This is a genomic window from Pseudomonas sp. Q1-7 (assembly GCF_028010285.1).
In the GTDB taxonomy this organism is placed as follows: domain Bacteria; phylum Pseudomonadota; class Gammaproteobacteria; order Pseudomonadales; family Pseudomonadaceae; genus Metapseudomonas.
Window position 1 is genome coordinate 355,532 of the sequence record NZ_CP116304.1, and the last position, 18,550, is coordinate 374,081.

The following is an 18,550-nucleotide window of genomic DNA, read 5'->3' on the forward strand; positions in this document are numbered from 1 at the left end:
CCTGCAAAGTCCGATTCGTTATAAAGATCGTATTGCCCGATATTTCAAAGCGAAAAATTCCGCTTTAATTCGATAGATTTGCCGCTAGGCTTTATCAATCGCGTTTACCGGCTTGGCTCCAAGGATGTTTCTTCATGCAATGGCGTAACTCCCCCTCCCGTTTCGGTCTGGTCAGCATTGTCTTGCACTGGGGAGTGGCCCTGGTCTTCGTCGGCCTGTTCGCCCTGGGGTGGTGGATGGTCGGCCTGAACTACTACAGCAGCTGGTACAAGACCGCGCCCGACCTGCACAAGGGCATCGGCATCCTGCTCTTTCTGGTGATGCTGGCGCGCCTGGTCTGGCGCTTCATCAGCCCGCCACCGCCGGCCCTGCCCAACCACGGCACCATGACCCGGCTGGGCTCCAAGCTGGGCCACCTGGTGCTCTATCTCGGCCTGTTCGCCCTGATGATCTCCGGCTACCTCATCTCTACCGCCGAGGGACGTGGCATCGCGGTGTTCGGCCTGTTCGAGGTTCCGGCCACCCTGACCGCCATCCCCGATCAGGAGGATGTTGCCGGTGCGATCCACGAATACCTGGCCTGGGGCCTGCTGATCTTCGCCGGCATCCATGCCCTGGCCGCCCTCAAGCACCACTTCATCGATCGCGACGCGACCCTGACCCGCATGTTCGGTCGCGCCGCCAAATAACGTTGCAACCTCTCAACAAGGAGATTCACCGATGCTGAAGAAAACCTTCGCCGCGCTGACCCTCGGTGCCGCGCTCTTCGCGGGCCAGGCCATGGCCGCCGACTATGTGATCGACAAGGAAGGCCAGCACGCCTTCGTCAACTTCAAGATCGGCCACCTGGGCTACAGCTACATCTACGGTACCTTCAAGGACTTCGACGGCACCTTCAGCTTCGACGAGAAGAACCCGGAAGCCAGCAAGATCAAGGTCACTCTGAAGACCGCCAGCGTGGACACCAACCACGCCGAGCGTGACAAGCACATCAAGAGCGGCGACTTCCTCAACGTCAGCAAGAATCCCACCGCGACCTTCGAGTCCACCTCGGTCAAGTCCACCGGCCAGGGCACTGCCGACGTGACCGGCAACCTGACCCTGAACGGCGTGACCAAGCCGGTCGTGATCAAGGCCAAGTTCGTTGGCCAGGGCGACGACCCGTGGGGTGGCTACCGCGCCGGCTTCGAGGGCACCACCACCGTCAAGCTGAAGGACTTCGACATCCAGAAGGACCTCGGCCCGGCGTCCCAGACCGCCGAGCTGATCATCTCCTTCGAGGGTGTGCGTTCCTAAGCGCGCGTTCCTGCGGGAACAGAACGCCGGCCTTGCGCCGGCGTTCTGCTTTATGGCCGCACCTCGGGCGTTTCCCGCCCCGGAAACGAAAACGCCGGCACGAGGCCGGCGTTTCCATGGGCGCTTGAAACTCAGCGATTGCGGGTCAGCAGGGCTGGTTTCTCGCCGCGCGGGCGGTTGCTCTGTTGCAGTTCGTCGAGTTGCTCCGGCGTCGGATAACGATCGGCGCGGGACTCTTTCATGATGATCTTCGGTGCCGGCTTGCTGGCACGCGAATCCTGCACGGCCGGCTCATCGCGACCCCGGGAAACCAACTGATCCTCGCCACGACGCGGACCATTGCCACGGCCCTTGGCTGCCTTGCCCTGGCCCTGCTTGCTGCCTTGTTTCTGGCCGCCCTGGCGCGGGTTGCTGCCCTGGCTGCGACCCTGGCCACCACGGCCCTGGCCTTGTCCACCTTGACCCTGCCCTTGCTGGCGCTGGCCTTGACCCTGGCCCGAACCGCCACGGCGATTGCGGCCCTGGTTCTGACCCTTGGGCGGGTAGGGGCTGACGTAGTCGACGCGGTTGCCGAAGTTATCGACGTCGTCGTCGAGGAACTCTTCCGGGTCACGCTCAGGTGCGGCCTGGGGGGCGCGCTGCGGCCTGGGCTGCTGTGGCTGGCGTTGGCCGGTGGCCTGCTGGCCTTGCTGCTCCTGGCCTTGGCCCTTGCCCTTGCCGCGGCGACGGTTGCGGCTCTTGCGCGGCTTGCCTTCACCCTCGCCGGCTGCATCCCTGGCTTCGCCGGAACCCTGCTGGGCAGCGGGACCCTTGCCTTCGCGCTTGGGCTTGTCGGCGCGGGGCTGGCGCTCGGGGCGCGGCGGACGGGCTTCGGGGCGTTCGGCCTCGACGGTCGCCGGGTCGAAACCCAGGGTGTCGCCATCCGGAATTTTCTGCTTGGTCAGACGCTCGATGGCCTTGAGCAGCTTCTCTTCATCGGGTGCCACCAGGGAGATGGCTTCGCCGCTGCGGCCTGCACGGCCGGTACGGCCGATGCGGTGCACGTAGTCTTCCTCGACGTTGGGCAGCTCGAAGTTGACCACGTGGGGCAGTTGATCGATGTCCAGGCCGCGGGCAGCGATGTCGGTGGCCACCAGGATGCGTACGTCGTTCGCCTTGAAGTCCGCCAGGGCCTTGGTGCGGGCGTTCTGGCTCTTGTTGCCGTGGATCGCGGCGGCGCTCAGGCCGTGCTTGGTGAGGTACTCGGCCAGGCGGTTGGCACCGTGCTTGGTACGGGTGAAGACCAGCACCTGCTCCCAGGCTCCCAGCGTGATCAGGTGCGCCAGCAGGGCGCGCTTGTGGCTGGCGGGGAGACGGAACACGCGTTGTTCGATGCGCTCCACCGTGGTGTTCGGCGGCGTCACTTCGATGCGCTCGGGATCGTGCAGCAACTTGTTGGCGAGGTCGACGATGTCTTTCGAGAAGGTCGCCGAGAACAGCAGGTTCTGACGCTGGGGCGGAAGCTTGGCGAGGACCTTCTTCACATCGTGGATGAAGCCCATGTCGAGCATCCGGTCGGCTTCGTCGAGCACCAGGATTTCCACGTGGGAAAGGTCGACGCTGCCCTGGCCGGCCAGGTCGAGCAGGCGGCCGGGGCAGGCCACCAGCAGGTCGACGCCCTTGGACAGGGCCTGCACCTGGGGATTCATGCCGACGCCGCCGAAGATGCAGGTACTCACCAGGCTCAGGTCGCGGGCGTAGACCTTGAAGCTGTCATGCACCTGGGCGGCGAGTTCGCGAGTTGGCGTCAGGACCAGCACGCGCGCCTGGCGCGGGCCGTGGCGCTGGGATTTGTCGGGATGACCGTTGGGGAACAGGCGTTCCAGCACGGGCAGCGCGAAACCGGCGGTCTTGCCGGTACCGGTCTGGGCGGCGACCATCAGGTCGCGACCTTGCAACACGGCGGGAATGGCCCGCTGTTGCACGGGAGTGGGCTGGGCGTAGCCGGCGGCTTCGACGGCGCCGACCAATGCCTCGGAGAGACCGAGGGAAGCAAAGGACATGGGAAATCCTGTGTAGTTCTAGGGGCTGGCCCGATAGGGTGATCGTGTCTGGCTCGAATCGCGGCAATGGCGCGCGATCCCGACCGGTCCTGCTGGCCGAAGGGATGGCTCAGCGTCCGGGCGTATGCCTGACGGAGCGCCGAGTATAACAGTTCCTCGGCAATGTACAGCCCTTGCGGTGCTCAACGGTTAATGGAGTTTGCCACGCCCGGCTCGCGATAACGCTTCAGCAGTTGCGCGTAGCCGGGTTCCTGCTTGAAGCGCTTGAGCGCTTCGCCAAAGCGTTCGGCCAGGCCTTCCAGGCGTGGCTGGCGGCGGAAGGCCAGGTACAGACGGTCACGGCTGACCACCCGTTCATGCTGCCCGATGTCAGCCTCCAGCCCCATCTGGCGGACCAGGAAACGGCCAGCGCGGCGGTCGTTGACCACCAGGTCGACGCGGTCGCGCACCAGCTTGCCGAGATTGGCTTCATGGGTGGGGGCCGGTTCGCGGATGAACAGCGGCGAGCTGCGGAAGGCCGGGTCCGCGTACCAGTAGCCGGGAGAAACCCCCACCTTCAGGCCCCGCAGGTCGTCCAGGCGCTGGAAGGGGTAGGGCCGCTGCCGGGCGTAGAAGAGCACGAATTCCACCTCCGACAGCGGTTCGCCGGGAAAGGCCATCTGCGTTTCGCGTTCGCGGGTGTGGAAGATGTCCAGCACCGCGTCGGCCTGGCCACTCTCCAGTTCTACCAGGCAGCGCTTCCAGGGCATCAGGTCCCATTGCACGTCGACGCCGAGGCGCTGGAAGACGATGGCGCTGGTCTCGTAGTCCAGGCCCCGTGGCTGGCCGTCTTGCTCATAGATATAGGGCGCCCAGGGCTCGCTGACGATGCGCAGGGGCTCGGCACGGGCGGCCGCGGCGAGGCAGGCGAGGAGGATGAGTAGGAGTGCTGGCATGTGGCCAGATTACGTGGCCGCGCGCGCGATGGGTAGTGAGTCGAAGGTCCAAGGGCCGAAAAGGAAAAAGGCCGGGACACTCTCCGGCCTTTTTCGCCTTCCACACAGGCCTCAACGCGGCAGGTTGAGGTTCTTCCAGATTGCCAGGCTGGGTTCGGCCTGGTTCAGGGTGTAGAAGTGCAGGCCGGGGGCGCCGCCCTGCAGCAGGTCTTCGCACATCTCGGTGATCACCTGCTCGCCGAAGGCCTGGATGCTCTGCACGTCATCGGCGTAGGCCTCCAGTTGCTTGCGGATCCAGCGCGGGATTTCCGCGCCGCAGGCGTCGGAGAAGCGCGCCAGCTTGCTGTAGTTGGTGATCGGCATGATGCCCGGTACCACCGGGATGTCCACGCCCAGCTTGCGCACGCGCTCGACGAAGTAGAAGTAACTGTCGGCGTTGAAGAAGTACTGGGTGATGGCACTGCTGGCGCCGGCCTTGACCTTGCGCACGAAGTTGGCGAGGTCGGACTCGTAGCTGCGTGCCTGGGGGTGCACTTCCGGGTAGGCGGCGACTTCGATGTGGAAGTGGTCGCCGGTTTCCGCGCGAATGAATTCCACCAGTTCGTTGGCGAAGCGCAGTTCACCGCTGGCCATGCCCATGCCCGACGGCAGGTCGCCGCGCAGGGCAACGATGCGCTGGATGCCGGCATCCTTGTAGTGCGCCAACAGGGCGCGCAGTTCGGCCTTGCTGTCGCCAACGCAGGACAGGTGCGGCGCGGTGGGCACCTTCACCTCGCCATCCAGCTGCAGCACGGTCTGCAGGGTGCGATCGCGGGTGGAGCCGCCGGCTCCGTAGGTGCAGGAGAAGAAGTCCGGCTGGTAGCTGGCCAGGTTGCGGGCGGTGGCCATGAGTTTTTCGTGCCCGGCTTCGGTCTTGGCGGGGAAGAACTCGAAGCTGTAACGGCGTTCTTGCGACATGGGTCTTTCCAGGCTCGGGAGCTGTAGGTGGAGGCACTCGTCCATCCACGGCAAAGGACCAGACGGTGGACGGCCCGGAGGGCCGTCCACCGCGCTCATCAGTAGCGGTAGGTGTCCGGCTTGAACGGACCTTCCACGGTCACACCGATGTAGTCGGCCTGCTGCCTGGTCAGTTGGGTGACCACGCCACCGAAGCCCTTGACCATTTCCAGCGCCACTTCTTCGTCCAGTTTCTTCGGCAGGACTTCCACGGTCAGGCGCTTGGCCTTCTCGTCGGCCGGCAGAGCGGCGAATTTCTGCTCGTAGAGGTGGATCTGCGCCAGCACCTGGTTGGCGAAGGAGCCGTCCATGATCCGGCTCGGGTGACCGGTGGCGTTGCCCAGGTTCACCAGGCGGCCTTCGGCCAGCAGGATCAGGTAGTCGTCGTTCAGCGGGTCGAAGCCGTCCTTGCCGGTGCGGTGGATCTTGTGCACCTGCGGCTTCACTTCTTCCCAGGCCCAGTTCTTGCGCATGAAGGCGGTGTCGATCTCATTGTCGAAGTGGCCGATGTTGCAGACCACGGCGCGCTTCTTCAGGGCCTTCAGCATGTTGGCGTCGCAGACGTTGACGTTGCCGGTGGTGGTGACGATCAGGTCGATCTTGCCCAGCAGCGCGGCGTCGACGCTGGCTTCGGTGCCATCGTTCAGCCCGTTCTTGTACGGGGAAACCACTTCGAAGCCGTCCATGCAGGCTTGCATGGCGCAGATCGGGTCGACTTCGGAAACCTTCACGATCATGCCTTCCTGGCGCAGGGACTGGGCCGAGCCCTTGCCCACGTCGCCGTAGCCGATCACCAGGGCCTGCTTGCCGGACAGCAGGTGGTCGGTGCCGCGCTTGATGGCGTCGTTCAGGCTGTGGCGGCAGCCGTACTTGTTGTCGTTCTTGCTCTTGGTCACCGAGTCGTTGACGTTGATCGCCGGGACTTTCAGGGTGCCGGCCTTGAGCATGTCGAGCAGGCGATGCACGCCGGTGGTGGTTTCCTCGGTGATGCCGTGGATGTTCTCCAGCATCTGCGGGTATTTCTTGTGCAGGATCTCGGTCAGGTCACCACCGTCGTCCAGCACCATGTTGGCGTCCCAGGGCTGGCCGTCCTTGAGGATGGTCTGCTCGATGCACCACTCGTACTCCTCCTCGGTCTCGCCCTTCCAGGCGAACACCGGGATGCCGGCGGCGGCGATGGCGGCGGCGGCCTGGTCCTGGGTGGAGAAGATGTTGCAGGAGGACCAGCGCACTTCGGCGCCCAGGGCGGTCAGGGTCTCGATGAGCACGCCGGTCTGGATGGTCATGTGGATGCAACCAAGGATCTTCGCGCCTTTCAGGGGCTGCTGGCCGGCGTACTTGCGGCGCAGGCCCATCAGGGCGGGCATTTCGGATTCGGCGATGATCAGCTCGCGGCGGCCCCAGGCGGCCAGGGAAATATCGGCGACCTTGAAGTCGGTGAAACCGGCAGGCGTCATGACAGCGCTCATGTATGAGTCTCCATTCGTAATGTGCGAATGGGCGCCGTTGATGCGTTGTGGCAACGCCCCATCCGAGCCTGACAGACCTGGCGGCAGGTCTGCTGCAGCGCCCCTCGGACGGGTGGCGGGAACGACCGGACTGCGCCGGCCGCTTGAAAAGCCTGCGGATTATAGCGATGCCGAAGGGTAAGCCCAAGGTTTTCCGTCGCCCGCCCGGGGCCCTATGGCGGTCATTGAAAGTCTTGTCGCGACAGGCCGCGTTCGGGCGGCCATGATGCGGGCATCCGACAGCAGGAGGACACCGTATGAATTTCCACACGCGCAAATGGATCAAACCCGAAGACCTCAACCCCAACGGCACGCTGTTCGGCGGCAGCCTGCTGAAGTGGATCGACGAAGAAGCCGCGATCTACGCCATCATTCAGCTCGGCAACCAGCGCGTGGTCACCAAGTTCATCTCCGAGATCAACTTCGTCAGTTCGGCGCGTCAGAGCGACATCATCGAGCTGGGCATCACCGCCACCGAATTCGGCCGCACCTCCATCACCCTGCGCTGCGAAGTGCGCAACAAGATCACCCGCAAGAGCATCCTCACCATCGACAAGATGGTCTTCGTCAACATTGGTGAGGACGGCCTGCCGGCGCCCCACGGCAAGACCGAGATCACCTATATCAAGGACCGCTTCAGGGAGTAGACCCCTCGCGGGCTTCGCGCCCCGCCATGGTGCGCCCGGGCGGGGCTGACGCCCCGCGGCGGGGCGTCGGGGTCGGGGAATTCGCCTGGCAGGCGCTCAGTAGCGGGCTTGGCCGCCTTCTTGCTGGGCACCGGGCAGCCCCGTGTGATGTTCGGGGCGGGTCCGGCCAGGAGGCACCCATGTCCGCCACATCCCTTTTCGATTCGCTGCTCCGCTCCGTGGGGCTGCGCACCCTCAACCAGCAATTTCTCTTCTCCTACGCACTGATGTTCCTGCTCGCGGTTACCGCCTCGGTGGCGCTGTACCTGAGCATGTCGGTGTCGCCGGAGACCATCAACGTCGCGGGCGCCCAGCGCATGCTCAGCCAGAAGATGACCAAGGAGGCGCTGCTGCTGCGCCAGGGCGCCATCGACAAGGCCAGCCTGGACACCACCTTCGCCCAGTTCGACCAGGCCCATCGCGACCTGCTGCAGGGCAACCCGGCGCGCAACATCAGCGCCATCCAGGTGCCGGCGGTGATGGAGCAGATGCGCCTGGTGGGCCAGCTCTGGGCCGGCTTCCGGCCGCAACTGGAGCGTGCCGCCCAGGGTGCCGACAGCGATCTCGCCGCCCTGGAGCGCGCCTCGCTCGAACTGCTGAAGGAAATGAACAAGGCGGTCGGCCTGATGGCGGCCCATGCGGAGAGTTCGCAGCGCCGGCAGATGTGGCTGGCCTTCGGCTGCGTGCTCGCCATTCTCCTGCTGGTGGTGCTGGGGCGGCAGTTCGGCTTGCGCCCGCTGACCCACCGATTGACGGAGCTGGAAGGCGCGCTGACCCGCGTCGGCCAGGGTGACTTCACCCTGGCATTGGCCGGCCAGCGGCAGGATAACGAGATCGGGCGCATCGTCGCCGGCTACAACCGGATGCGCGAACAGGTGCGCGAGCTGCTGGGCCTGGTCAAGGAGACCGGCGGCCATACCCGCCAGCATGTGGATCAGGCAGTGGCTGCCGCCCATGCCGCCAGCGACGGTGTGCGCCGGCAGCACGAGAACCTGGACCAGATGGCCACCGCGATGAACGAGATGAGCGCCACCGTGGCCGAGGTGGCTCGTCACGCCGCCCACGCCGCGGAGTCGGCGCGCAATGCCGACGGTTGTGCCAAGGCCGGGCAGCGGGCGGTGCAGCGCAGCGCCGACCTGATCGGCGCTCTGTCGAACCAGATGACCGCGAGCGCCGGGCAGATGAATGTCCTGCGCAACGAAACCGAAGGCGTGGGCAAGGTGCTGGAGGTCATTACCGGCATCGCCGAACAGACCAACCTGCTGGCGCTGAATGCCGCCATCGAAGCGGCGCGCGCCGGAGAGGCCGGGCGCGGCTTCGCGGTGGTGGCCGACGAGGTGCGGACTTTGGCCAGCCGTACCCAGCAGTCCACCGGCGAAATCCAGGCGATGATCCAGCGCCTCCAGGGCGGCGCCCAGCAGGCCGTCGCCGCATTGCAGGACAGCAACCAACTGGTGCAGGAGAACCTCAGCCATATCGAGGAAGCCAGCGCGGTGCTTGAGAGCATCGTGGTCGCCGTGGACAGCATCAGCGCCATGAACATCCAGATCGCCACCGCCGCCGAGCAGCAGAGCCAGGTGGCCCAGGATATCGACCAACGGGTGACGGAGATTTCCGGCCTGGCCGAACACAGCCATCACGATGCCCGCAGCGTGATGCAGGCCAGCGAGCGTATCCAGGGGGAGGTGCAGGCGCTGAACGGCCACCTCGACCGTTTCCGCACGTGAGGGGCGACGCCGGCTGCTCGTCCGGCCTCGCCTGCGCCGCCGGTCGGCGGCGCGGCCTGGGCAGTGCGGCAAACTGTCGCCAGGCGCTTGGTATTTGCCGGGCGGGTGGGGATACTGTCGCCCGCCTTCAGCCCTACCCCGTGATTTCCGATGAATGTGAAGAAGCTGCTGATTCTCGCCGCCGCCTGCCTGACGCTGGCCGCCTGCGGCGGGGTGGACCCCAACTCGCCGCTGGGCAAGCGCCAGGCGATCTTCAAGGAAATGCTGCGCACCAGCGAAGACCTCGGCGGCATGCTGCGTGGCCGCATCGGTTTCGACGAACAGCGCTTCGCCACCGGCGCGAGCAAGCTCGACCAACTGTCGCGCCAGCCCTGGCAGCATTTCCCGCAGGTCCAGGAGGGCGACGCCGACAGCGCCGCCCGTGATGACGTCTGGCAGCGCCAGGCGCGTTTCCAGGCGCTGGTGCGCGAGCTGGAGGCCAGCACCGGCCGACTGGCCAGCGCCGCCCAGTCCCGTCCGCTGACTGCCCAGGGCGTTGCCCCCCTGGTGCAGAAGGTGGAAGACAACTGCGAAGCCTGCCACAAGGAATTCCGCGCCTACTGAGGCGCGGTGAAGCCCTCTACACCCTCGGCGCCGAGGCGCTCGGCCAGCTCGCGCACGTCCGGATTCTGGAAGAAGGCCACCAGCCGGCCGGCCCGCGTCGGGCCGATGCCAGTATGCGCCTGCCAGTCCGCCGCGGTCCGCACGCTCAATGACGCCCAGTCTCCCACGAGGACAGCTGGCGTCGTGGCCGGGACGCCCAGTGCCCGCAACCACTGGTCGAAGGGCCGGTGGCGGGCCTCGTCAAAGCGCTGCAGGAGTTGTGCGGCACGGCGGTCGCCGATGCCAGGCCTCCGCGTCAGGGCGCGGGCGTCCAGTTCCAGCCACTCCAGCAGGTTGTCCAGCCCGAGCCGGTCCCAGGTGCCGCGTCCCAGGCCCTTCAGGGCCAGTCCCTTGGGTCCGCTCAACCAGGCCAGGCGGGCGAGGAATTGTTCCGTGCAACCTTCGGTCGGACGGAAGCAGCTGAGGGTGTGATAGCGGCCCGGCTCGGGCGCCAGGACCTCGGGGCGCTGGGTGGCGCGCAGCACCACCGAGTCCAGCCGTGGGATGGTCAGTCCGGCGAGGGCGATGGCGACCTGATCGCCGGGGCGGATATCCAGGCTCCGCCAGCGATCAAGCGAGCCCAGGCCGAGGCGTTGGATGCGCCGGCCGTCGAGCTCCACCGGCGCCAGGCGCAGCAGGGGTGTGACGCGGCCGGTGCGGCCGACCTTGAATTCCACGGCCCGCACTTCCGCCAGCGCCTTGGCGAAGGGGTATTTCCAGGCGATGGCCCAGTTCGGCGGTTCCGCCCTCCAGCGCCGCGCATCCGGCCGTTTGTCCTGGCGGATGACGATGCCATCGCTGGCAAAGGGGAGGGGCGAGCGGTACCAGTGGGCGCGCCAGGCCGCAATGTCCTCGGCACTGCGCACCGGACGGGTCAACGCGGCGGCGCTGTCGAAGCCCATGGCTTGCAGGCCCCGCAGGCGCGCGTCCATCTGGGCGGGTCCGTCCGGCCAGTCCCACACGAACAGGCCGATTCCGGCTGCATCGTGGGGGGCGAGGTCCTGGCGATTGAGCAGGCCTGCGACCTTGCCACGGGCACCGCGGCCACCCTGGGTGGCCTGCACATGAGCGTCCAGCCGCCAGTAGAGCTCCCCTTGCAGCACGCCATCACCGAGGGTCGGGAGCAGGTCGGGAATCGCGGCGATCCGGCGGACGTTACGCGTCCAGTCCTGTCCCTGGTTGCCATCGCCCCGGCTGATGGCCTGTTCCAGCCGTCCCTGCCGGTAGATCAGCGTGACCGCCACGCCATCCACCTTCGGCTGGACCCAGAGGTTGCGCCGTTCGCCCATCCAGCCGCGCAGGTCGTCGATGTCCCGCAGCTTGTCGAGGCCGGTCTGGGCCACGGGATGACGAAGCTTTCCCGGGCTGGCTGCCAGTGGGTCGCGAAGGGCTGGCGCCGCCTGCGGGAAACAGGCGCGCAGACGTTCCAGGCGTGCGCGGGCCTGGTCGTAGAGCTCGTCATCCACCGCCGAGCGCCCCTGGGCGTGATAGGCGAGGTCCCATTCGGCGATCTGCTGATCGAGGCTCGCGAGTTCGGCGCTGGCGCGGTCGATCGGCCAGTCCGGGCAGTCGTCGGCCCGTGCGGCGAGGGCGAGGAAGAGTAGCGAAAGGAAGGTCCAGGTCTTCATGGCGAGCCTCCGTGCTCAGGGGGAAGGCGGCCAGTCTAGGAGCGGGGCTATTGGGCGAGCGCTGAGCGTTTTGTGCGTATCGGCGCTGGGTGCTGTAGGAGGATTGTCGGCGCCTAATGCAAGGCTTGCGGGGTAGGGCATGCGCGCGGGGTTGGAAAGCGTGTGTGAGGCAGCGTGCGACTGGGTGCCACTCTATTCCCAGACCTCTTACCCGCCCGGCGCTGCTAATGAGCGCCGTGCCCCGGGAACAGCGATGGAGCGAGGGAACCCGACGAAGTCGGGCCGAATGTCGGGGCAAGCGTTTTTGGTTACTTTTGCCGCGACTGGCAAAAGTGACTCGCCCGGGAGGGCGAAACAGAAGCCTGAAGCCTACTCGGCAATGAGCCAGAAAACAGAGCCCCGACTCCCCGCACTTCCGAAAGGCGACCAACAAAAAGCCCCGCGCTGGGCGGGGCTTCTTGCATTGCGGCAGGGCTTACAGGCCGGCGGCGGCGCGCAGGGCTTCGGCCTTGTCGGTCCTTTCCCAGGTGAACGCGGTGAAGGTGTCTTCGCCGTAGGTCATCTCGAAGGGGTTGCGGCCGAAGTGGCCGTAGGCCGCGGTCGGCTGGTACATCGGGTGCAGCAGGTCGAGCATCCGGGTGATGGCGTACGGGCGCAGGTCGAAGTGCTCGCGGACCAGTTGGACGATCTTCTCGTCGCTGATCTTGCCGGTGCCGAAGGTGTTGATCGCGATGGAGGTCGGCAGGGCCACGCCGATGGCGTAGGACACCTGGATCTCACAGCGCTCGGCCAGGCCGGCGGCGACGATGTTCTTGGCCACGTAGCGGCCGGCGTAGGCGGCGGAACGGTCGACCTTGGACGGGTCCTTGCCGGAGAAGGCGCCGCCACCGTGGCGGGCCATGCCGCCGTAGGTGTCGACGATGATCTTGCGGCCGGTCAGGCCGCAGTCGCCCACCGGGCCGCCGATCACGAAGGAGCCGGTCGGGTTGATGTGGAACTGGGTGTCCTTGTGCAGCAGCTCGGCCGGAATGGCGTGCTTGACGATCAGCTCCATCACGCCTTCGCGCAGGTCGGAGTACTTCACTTCGGGGTTGTGCTGGGTGGACAGCACGATGGCGTCGATGCCGACCACCTTGCCGTTCTCGTAGCGGCAGGTGACCTGGCTCTTGGCGTCCGGACGCAGCCACGGCAGCAGGCCGGACTTGCGGGCTTCAGCCTGGCGCTCCACCAGACGGTGGGAGAAGCAGATCGGCGCGGGCATCAGCACGTCGGTTTCGTTGCTGGCGTAGCCGAACATCAGGCCCTGGTCGCCGGCGCCCTGGTCTTCCGGCTTGGCGCGGTCGACGCCCTGGTTGATGTCCGGGGACTGCTTGCCAATGATGTTCAGGATGCCGCAGGTGGCGCCGTCGAAGCCGACGTCGGAGCTGTCGTAGCCGATGTCGATGATGACCTTGCGCACCAGCTCTTCCAGGTCGACCCAGGCGGAGGTAGTGACTTCGCCGGCGATGATGGCGACGCCGGTCTTGACCAGGGTTTCGCAGGCGACGCGGGCGTGCTTGTCCTGGGCGATGATGGCGTCGAGGACGGCATCGGAAATCTGGTCGGCGATCTTGTCCGGATGGCCTTCGGACACGGATTCGGAGGTAAACAGGGAATATTCGCTCATCTATCGGTTTTCCTATTCGTTACCGGTGGGTGAGTTCGCTTCTTGAATCCGGCTTGGCGAAGTGCCGAACCTGAATCTGAAAGCCGTTTCGCAAGCCAATGTAGAGGCTCTCGCCGGGCGTGAGCCCCGCGGCATTGGCCCAACGGGCCAGGTCGTCCTGTTCGAAGCCCAACCATAGATCGCCGCAGGCCTCCCTGGCCCAACTCTGGTTGTGGCTGCACAACTCGGTTACCAGCAGGGCGCCGCCTGGCTGCACCCGCTGGGCCAACTGTTTCATCGCGTCGGCCGGCGCGGCGAAATGGTGCAGGACCATGTTCAACACCACGCAGTCGGCGGCCGCCAGTTCGTCGTTCAAGGCGTCGGCCAGTCGCAGCTCGACATTGCCGAGGCCTTCCGTGTGACAGCGCACCCGCGCCAGCTCCAGCATGGCCGGGCTGTTGTCCAGGGCCATGACCCGGCTGAAGCGCCGCGCCAGGTCCGGCAGGAAAGCGCCATCGCCCGGGCCGACTTCCAGCGCCGTGGCGTCGGGTCCGAAGCCCAGGGCGTCGAGCAATGCCAGCACACTGTCACGGTATTGCGGCAATCCTGCGATCAGGTCCTGCTGCGCCTGGAATTTTTCCGCCGAGCGGGCGAAGAAGTCGCGGCTGGCGGCTTCGCGCTGGGCATGCACTTCGGCAATGCGCCCGCCGATCTCGGCCGGCAGCTCCAGTTCGTCCACCTCAGCCAGCAGAGCCGCGTGCAGCGTGCCGCCGACCCGCTCGTTCTGCGCCAGGGCGCGCCGGTAGAAGATCGCGTTGCCTTCACGCCGGGTCGCCACCAGTCCTGCCTGGGCCAGCACCTTGAGGTGGTGGCTCATGCCCGACTGGCCGGTGGCGAAGATCTGCGCCAGCTCCAGTACGCCGAAGGAGTCGTTGGCCAGTACCCGCAGTACGTTCAGGCGCAGCGGATCGCCGCCAGCCTTGCACAGGGCAGCCAGCTCGTCGCTGTCGTCATGGCGGATCTGGGGTACGCGCAAGCTCATAGGGGGCGCAGTCTAGCCCCCGTCACCGGGCGTCGCAATGCCAATATCAAAAAGTTTTGATATTGGCTGATCGGTGGTCAGGCGGGCTGCCGCGCCAGTTCGAGGAAGGCGGCGGGCGCCGGACTGAGGTTCGGACCTGGCCGCCACAGCGCGTGGAGTTCGCGTTCGATGCGCAGATCGCTCACCTCCAGATGCACCAGGCGGCCGCTGGACAGCTCCTCGCGGACCATGTGCGGCGACAGCCAGGCGATGCCGCGACCGTCCCGTACCAGCCGCTTCAACGCCTCGGTGCTGCCGATGGACATGCGCGTGCGCAACGCGACACCCCGCTCGCGGTAGGCCTGCTCGACACTGGCGCGGGTGGCCGAGCCCGGTTCGCGCAGGTAATGGTCCTGGTCGGCCAGGTCCCGCGCTTCCAGGACTCCGCGCCCGGCCAGCGGGTGGCCCGGGCCGGCCACCGGCAGCAGGCGGTCTCGGTCCAGCAGGTGGCTGGCGAAGATGCGGCTGTCGAAGGCGCCTTCGACGAAGCCCAGGCTGATGCGACCGTCCTCCAACTGCGCCGTCACGTCGCGGGTATTGCTGACGATGAGGTCCACCGCCACGGCGGGAAATCGCCGATGGAAGCGCTCGATCAGCGCCGGCAGCAGGTAGCTGCCGAGGGTGGCGCTGGCGCCCAGGCGCAATTCGCCGTCGGCGAGGCTGGCGAACCCGCGCAGGTCGCGTTCGGCGGCCGCTTCCAGGGCAAAGATGCGCTCGGCGTACTGCAGCAGGCGCCGGCCGCCTTCGGTCAGCACGACGCCGCGGGGCTGGCGATCGAACAGGGTGATGCCGATGTTGGCTTCCAGGTCGCGGATTTCCCGCGTCACCGCCGGCTGGCTGATGAACAGCCGGTTGGCGCCGGCGCTGATGCTGCCGCTCTCGGCGACGGCGAGAAAGACCTTGAGGTGATGAAGATTCATAAAGGAAAGGCATGCAATGGATGCTGATTATGTATTTTTCATATAGCACGCCGAGGCCTAGCCTGGCGCTGTCTTTCCCGTCACGGGACCGCCCGACCGGAGCCTCGTTCATGCCGCGCCCCTTCACCCGCCTCGCCGAACCCTTCGCCTTCGTCCGCCAGTTCACCCCGAGTTGGTTCGCGCTGACCATGGGCACCGGCGCCCTGGCCCTGGTGGTGGCCGTGCTGCCCTGGGGCGGCACGCTGGCGCGACGTCTGGGCGAAGGGCTGTGGTTGTTCAATGCGGTGCTCTTCGCCGGTTTCGCCCTGCTGTTCGCCGCGCGGCTCCTGTTGTTCCGCGACACCGTGCGCCCCATGCTGCTGCATCCGGTGCAATCGATGTTCCTCGGCGCCATCCCCATGGGGCTGGCCACCCTGATCAACGGCCTGGTGCTGTTCGGCGAGGCGCGTTGGGGGGAGGGCGCGCTCGCCCTGGCCCACTGGCTCTGGTGGCTGGACGTGGCCCTGGCCCTGGGGGTGGCGCTGCTGGTGCCTTATCTGATGTTCACTCGCCAGGACCATGCCTTGGAAAAGCTCACGGCAGTCTGGCTGTTGCCCATCGTCGCGCCCGAGGTCGCGGCCGCCGCCGCAGGCGTGCTGGCGCCGCGGCTGTTGCCGGAAGCCGCCCAGCCAATGCTGGTGACCGGCTACCTGCTCTGGGGCCTGTCCCTCGCCCTGGCCTTCTCCCTGATCACCCTGGTGTTGCTGCGCCTGGCCCTGCACAAACTGCCGGGCAGCGAGTTCGCCGCCACCAGTTGGTTGCCGGTCGGGCCGCTGGCCACCGGCTGCCTGGGGTTGCTGAGCCTCGGCAAGGCGATGCCAGCGGCCTTCGCGGGAACCCCGCTGGCCGGCGTCGCTGGGGTCGCACGCGATGTCGGTCTGCTTGGCAGCCTGCTGCTGTGGGGCGCGGCGGCCTGGTGGCTGGCGATGGCGCTGTGCTGCACCCGCCGCCACCTGCGCCAGGAGATGCGCTTCAACCTCGGTTGGTGGGGGTTCACCTTCCCGCTGGCGGTGTTCACCCTGGCCACCTTCGAGCTGCAATGGCGCACCGGCCTGGCATTCTTCGGCCCGCTGGGGGCGGCACTGGCCCTGGGGCTGGCACTGATCTGGCTGCAGGTGATGGCGCGCACCCTGGCCGGACTCTGGCACGGCGAATTGTTCCAGGCGCCCTGTCTCGCGGCTGCGACGGGTGTCTCGCGCAGTTGAACGGTGATGCCGCGACCATCTGTGATTGCCCGCGACCTGCCGGCTGGGCGAAAATAGCCGCCTTTTTTCGATTAGCCGTCTATTCAGACCTGCAGGAGATAAGCGATGCCCAGCCGTCGTGAGCGTGCCAATGCCATTCGTGCCCTGAGCATGGATGCGGTGCAGAAAGCCAACAGCGGCCACCCCGGCGCCCCCATGGGAATGGCCGATATCGCCGAAGTGCTCTGGCGGGATTACCTGCAGCACAACCCGAACAACCCCGAATGGCCCAACCGCGACCGCTTCGTGCTGTCCAACGGCCACGGCTCGATGCTGAACTACTCGCTGCTGCACCTCACCGGCTACGACCTCACCATCGACGACCTGAAGAACTTCCGCCAGCTCGGCAGCCGTACCCCGGGCCACCCGGAATACGGTTACACCGCCGGCGTCGAGACCACCACCGGTCCGCTGGGCCAGGGCATCGCCAACGCCGTGGGTTTCGCCATCGCCGAGAAGACCCTGGCCGCCCAGTTCAACCGTGACGGCCACGCCATCGTCGACCACAACACCTACGTGTTCCTCGGCGACGGCTGCATGATGGAAGGCATCTCCCACGAAGTCTGCGCCCTGGCCGGCACCCTGGGCCTGGGCAAGCTGATCGCCTTCTACGACGACAACGGCATTTCCATCGACGGCGAAGTCCACGGCTGGTTCACCGACGACACGCCGAAGCGCTTCGAAGCCTACGGCTGGCAGGTGATCCGCAATGTCGACGGCCATGACGCCGACGAGATCAAGACCGCCATCGAGACCGCGCGCAAGTCCAGCGACCGCCCGACCCTGATCTGCTGCAAGACCGTGATCGGCTTCGGTTCGCCGAACAAGCAGGGCAAGGAAGAGTGCCACGGCGCGCCGCTCGGCAATGACGAGATCGCCCTGACCCGCGCCGCCCTGGGCTGGAACCACGCGCCGTTCGAAGTCCCCGCCGAGATCTACGCCGAGTGGGACGCCAAGGCCGCCGGCGCCGCCCGCGAGGCCGAGTGGAACGAGCGCTTTGCCGCCTACGCCGCCGCCCACCCGGAACTGGCCGCCGAATTCCAGCGCCGCATCAAGGGCCAACTGCCGGCCGACTTCGTCGCCAAGGCTGACGCCTACATCGCCGAAGTCGCCGCCAAGGGTGAGACCATCGCCAGCCGCAAGGCCAGCCAGAACGCCCTCAACGCCTTCGGTCCGCTGCTGCCGGAATTCCTCGGCGGTTCGGCCGACCTCGCCGGCTCCAACCTGACCCTGTGGAAAGGCTGCAAGGGCGTGTCCGCCGAGGACGCGTCCGGCAACTACCTGTTCTACGGCGTTCGCGAGTTCGGCATGAGCGCCATCATGAACGGCATCGCCCTGCATGGCGGCTTCATTCCCTATGGCGCCACCTTCCTGGTGTTCATGGAATACGCCTGCAACGCCGTGCGCATGGCTGCGCTGATGAAGAAGCGCGTGCTCTTCGTCTACACCCACGACTCCATCGGCCTGGGCGAAGACGGTCCGACCCACCAGCCGGTGGAGCAACTCGCCAGCCTGCGCTGCACCCCGAACCTGAACACCTGGCGTCCGGCCGACGCGGTGGAATCCGCCGTGGCCTGGAAGGCCGCCATCGAGCGTAACGATGGTCCGAGCGCGCTGATCTTCTCCCGCCAGAACCTGCCCCACCAGGCTCGCGATGCCGGCCAGATCGCCAACATTGCCCGCGGCGGCTATGTGCTCAAGGACAGCGACGGCGAGCCGGAGCTGATCCTCATCGCCACCGGCTCCGAAGTCGGCCTGGCGGTGCAGGCCTTCGAGCAACTGACCGCCGCCGGCCGCAAGGTGCGCGTGGTGTCCATGCCGTCCACCAGCCTGTTCGATCAGCAGGACGCCGCCTACAAGCAGGCCGTGCTGCCGGTGCAGGTCGGCGCGCGCATCGCCATCGAGGCCGCCCATGCCGACTTCTGGTACAAGTACGTCGGCCTGGAAGGCCGTGTGATCGGCATGACCAGCTTCGGCGAGTCGGCCCCGGCCGCCGCGCTGTTCGAGCACTTCGGCTTCACCGTCGACAACATCGTCGCCACTGCCGAAGAGCTTCTGGAAGACTGAGTAGGATGGGTTGAGCGCAGCGATACCCATGCTGCGTTTCGATGGGTATCGCAGGCTCGACCCATCCTACGGTCCTTCGTTCCTATCGAGAGCG

The 18,550-nt window shown here is 66.6% G+C and carries 15 protein-coding genes and 1 riboswitch; of the genes, 7 read left to right on the plus strand and 8 right to left on the minus strand.

All coding sequences use genetic code 11. The features are described 5' to 3' along the window. Nucleotides 1–134: 134 nt before the first annotated feature. Together PJW05_RS01680 and PJW05_RS01685 are read left to right on the plus strand one after the other, a co-directional pair. Entirely contained in the window at nucleotides 135–689 is a 555-nt protein-coding gene (locus tag PJW05_RS01680) for a cytochrome b (protein WP_271410216.1), read from the plus strand. Nucleotides 690–720: 31 nt separating this feature from the next. Then, nucleotides 721–1,296, plus strand: a complete 576-nt coding sequence (locus PJW05_RS01685) for a YceI family protein (protein ID WP_271410217.1) — start codon at nucleotides 721–723, stop codon at nucleotides 1,294–1,296. Between the two features lie 131 nt (nucleotides 1,297–1,427). Here the strand turns inward: PJW05_RS01685 and PJW05_RS01690 are convergent, their stop codons facing one another. The 4 genes from PJW05_RS01690 to ahcY all read right to left on the minus strand — a co-directional run bounded on the left by PJW05_RS01690 (nucleotide 1,428) and on the right by ahcY (nucleotide 6,738). After that, nucleotides 1,428–3,338 carry a DEAD/DEAH box helicase gene (locus PJW05_RS01690; protein WP_271410218.1) on the minus strand — a complete coding sequence of 637 codons (1,911 nt, stop codon included), beginning with the start codon at nucleotides 3,336–3,338 and terminating at the stop codon, nucleotides 1,428–1,430. 182 nt (nucleotides 3,339–3,520) lie between these two features. Continuing rightward, nucleotides 3,521–4,273: a substrate-binding periplasmic protein gene (locus PJW05_RS01695; RefSeq protein ID WP_271410219.1), complete on the minus strand. Its 753-nt coding sequence runs from the start codon at nucleotides 4,271–4,273 to the stop codon at nucleotides 3,521–3,523. A gap of 111 nt (nucleotides 4,274–4,384) precedes the next feature. Then, complete coding sequence (metF, locus tag PJW05_RS01700; protein ID WP_271410220.1) at nucleotides 4,385–5,230, minus strand: methylenetetrahydrofolate reductase [NAD(P)H]; 846 nt, start codon at nucleotides 5,228–5,230, stop codon at nucleotides 4,385–4,387. Between the two features lie 98 nt (nucleotides 5,231–5,328). After that, complete coding sequence (gene ahcY, locus PJW05_RS01705) at nucleotides 5,329–6,738, minus strand: adenosylhomocysteinase (RefSeq protein WP_271410221.1); 1,410 nt, start codon at nucleotides 6,736–6,738, stop codon at nucleotides 5,329–5,331. 22 nt (nucleotides 6,739–6,760) lie between these two features. Further along, a riboswitch (S-adenosyl-L-homocysteine riboswitch) is annotated at nucleotides 6,761–6,850 on the minus strand. A gap of 184 nt (nucleotides 6,851–7,034) precedes the next feature. Between ahcY and PJW05_RS01710 the strand changes: the two genes are divergently transcribed. The 3 genes from PJW05_RS01710 to PJW05_RS01720 all read left to right on the plus strand — a co-directional run bounded on the left by PJW05_RS01710 (nucleotide 7,035) and on the right by PJW05_RS01720 (nucleotide 9,793). Next, complete coding sequence (locus PJW05_RS01710) at nucleotides 7,035–7,424, plus strand: acyl-CoA thioesterase (protein WP_333908716.1); 390 nt, start codon at nucleotides 7,035–7,037, stop codon at nucleotides 7,422–7,424. A 179-nt stretch (nucleotides 7,425–7,603) separates the two neighbouring features. After that, complete coding sequence (locus tag PJW05_RS01715) at nucleotides 7,604–9,190, plus strand: methyl-accepting chemotaxis protein (RefSeq protein WP_271410222.1); 1,587 nt, start codon at nucleotides 7,604–7,606, stop codon at nucleotides 9,188–9,190. Between the two features lie 150 nt (nucleotides 9,191–9,340). Next, entirely contained in the window at nucleotides 9,341–9,793 is a 453-nt protein-coding gene (locus tag PJW05_RS01720; RefSeq protein WP_271410223.1) for a c-type cytochrome, read from the plus strand. On the opposite strand, the gene ligB is transcribed toward PJW05_RS01720, so the two are convergent. From ligB to PJW05_RS01740, 4 genes are all read right to left on the minus strand, one after another. Continuing rightward, nucleotides 9,787–11,460, minus strand: coding sequence for an NAD-dependent DNA ligase LigB (gene ligB, locus PJW05_RS01725; RefSeq protein WP_271410224.1), 1,674 nt, complete (start codon nucleotides 11,458–11,460; stop codon nucleotides 9,787–9,789). The two genes, PJW05_RS01720 and ligB, sit on opposite strands and share 7 nt — an antisense overlap. A 475-nt stretch (nucleotides 11,461–11,935) precedes the next feature. Continuing rightward, complete coding sequence (gene metK / locus PJW05_RS01730) at nucleotides 11,936–13,126, minus strand: methionine adenosyltransferase (RefSeq protein ID WP_271410225.1); 1,191 nt, start codon at nucleotides 13,124–13,126, stop codon at nucleotides 11,936–11,938. Nucleotides 13,127–13,145: 19 nt separating this feature from the next. Then, nucleotides 13,146–14,147 (minus strand): ArsR/SmtB family transcription factor, encoded by a 1,002-nt coding sequence (locus PJW05_RS01735; RefSeq protein WP_271410226.1) that lies wholly within the window; start codon nucleotides 14,145–14,147, stop codon nucleotides 13,146–13,148. A 77-nt stretch (nucleotides 14,148–14,224) separates the two neighbouring features. Further along, nucleotides 14,225–15,106 (minus strand): LysR family transcriptional regulator, encoded by an 882-nt coding sequence (locus PJW05_RS01740; RefSeq protein WP_271410227.1) that lies wholly within the window; start codon nucleotides 15,104–15,106, stop codon nucleotides 14,225–14,227. A 110-nt stretch (nucleotides 15,107–15,216) separates the two neighbouring features. Here PJW05_RS01740 and PJW05_RS01745 point away from each other — a divergent pair, with 110 nt between their 5' ends. Next, complete coding sequence (locus PJW05_RS01745) at nucleotides 15,217–16,350, plus strand: C4-dicarboxylate ABC transporter (RefSeq protein WP_271410228.1); 1,134 nt, start codon at nucleotides 15,217–15,219, stop codon at nucleotides 16,348–16,350. Between the two features lie 105 nt (nucleotides 16,351–16,455). After that, a complete protein-coding gene (tkt, locus tag PJW05_RS01750; RefSeq protein ID WP_271410229.1) occupies nucleotides 16,456–18,456 on the plus strand; it encodes a transketolase in 2,001 nt (666 codons plus the stop codon). Nucleotides 18,457–18,550 lie beyond the last annotated feature (94 nt).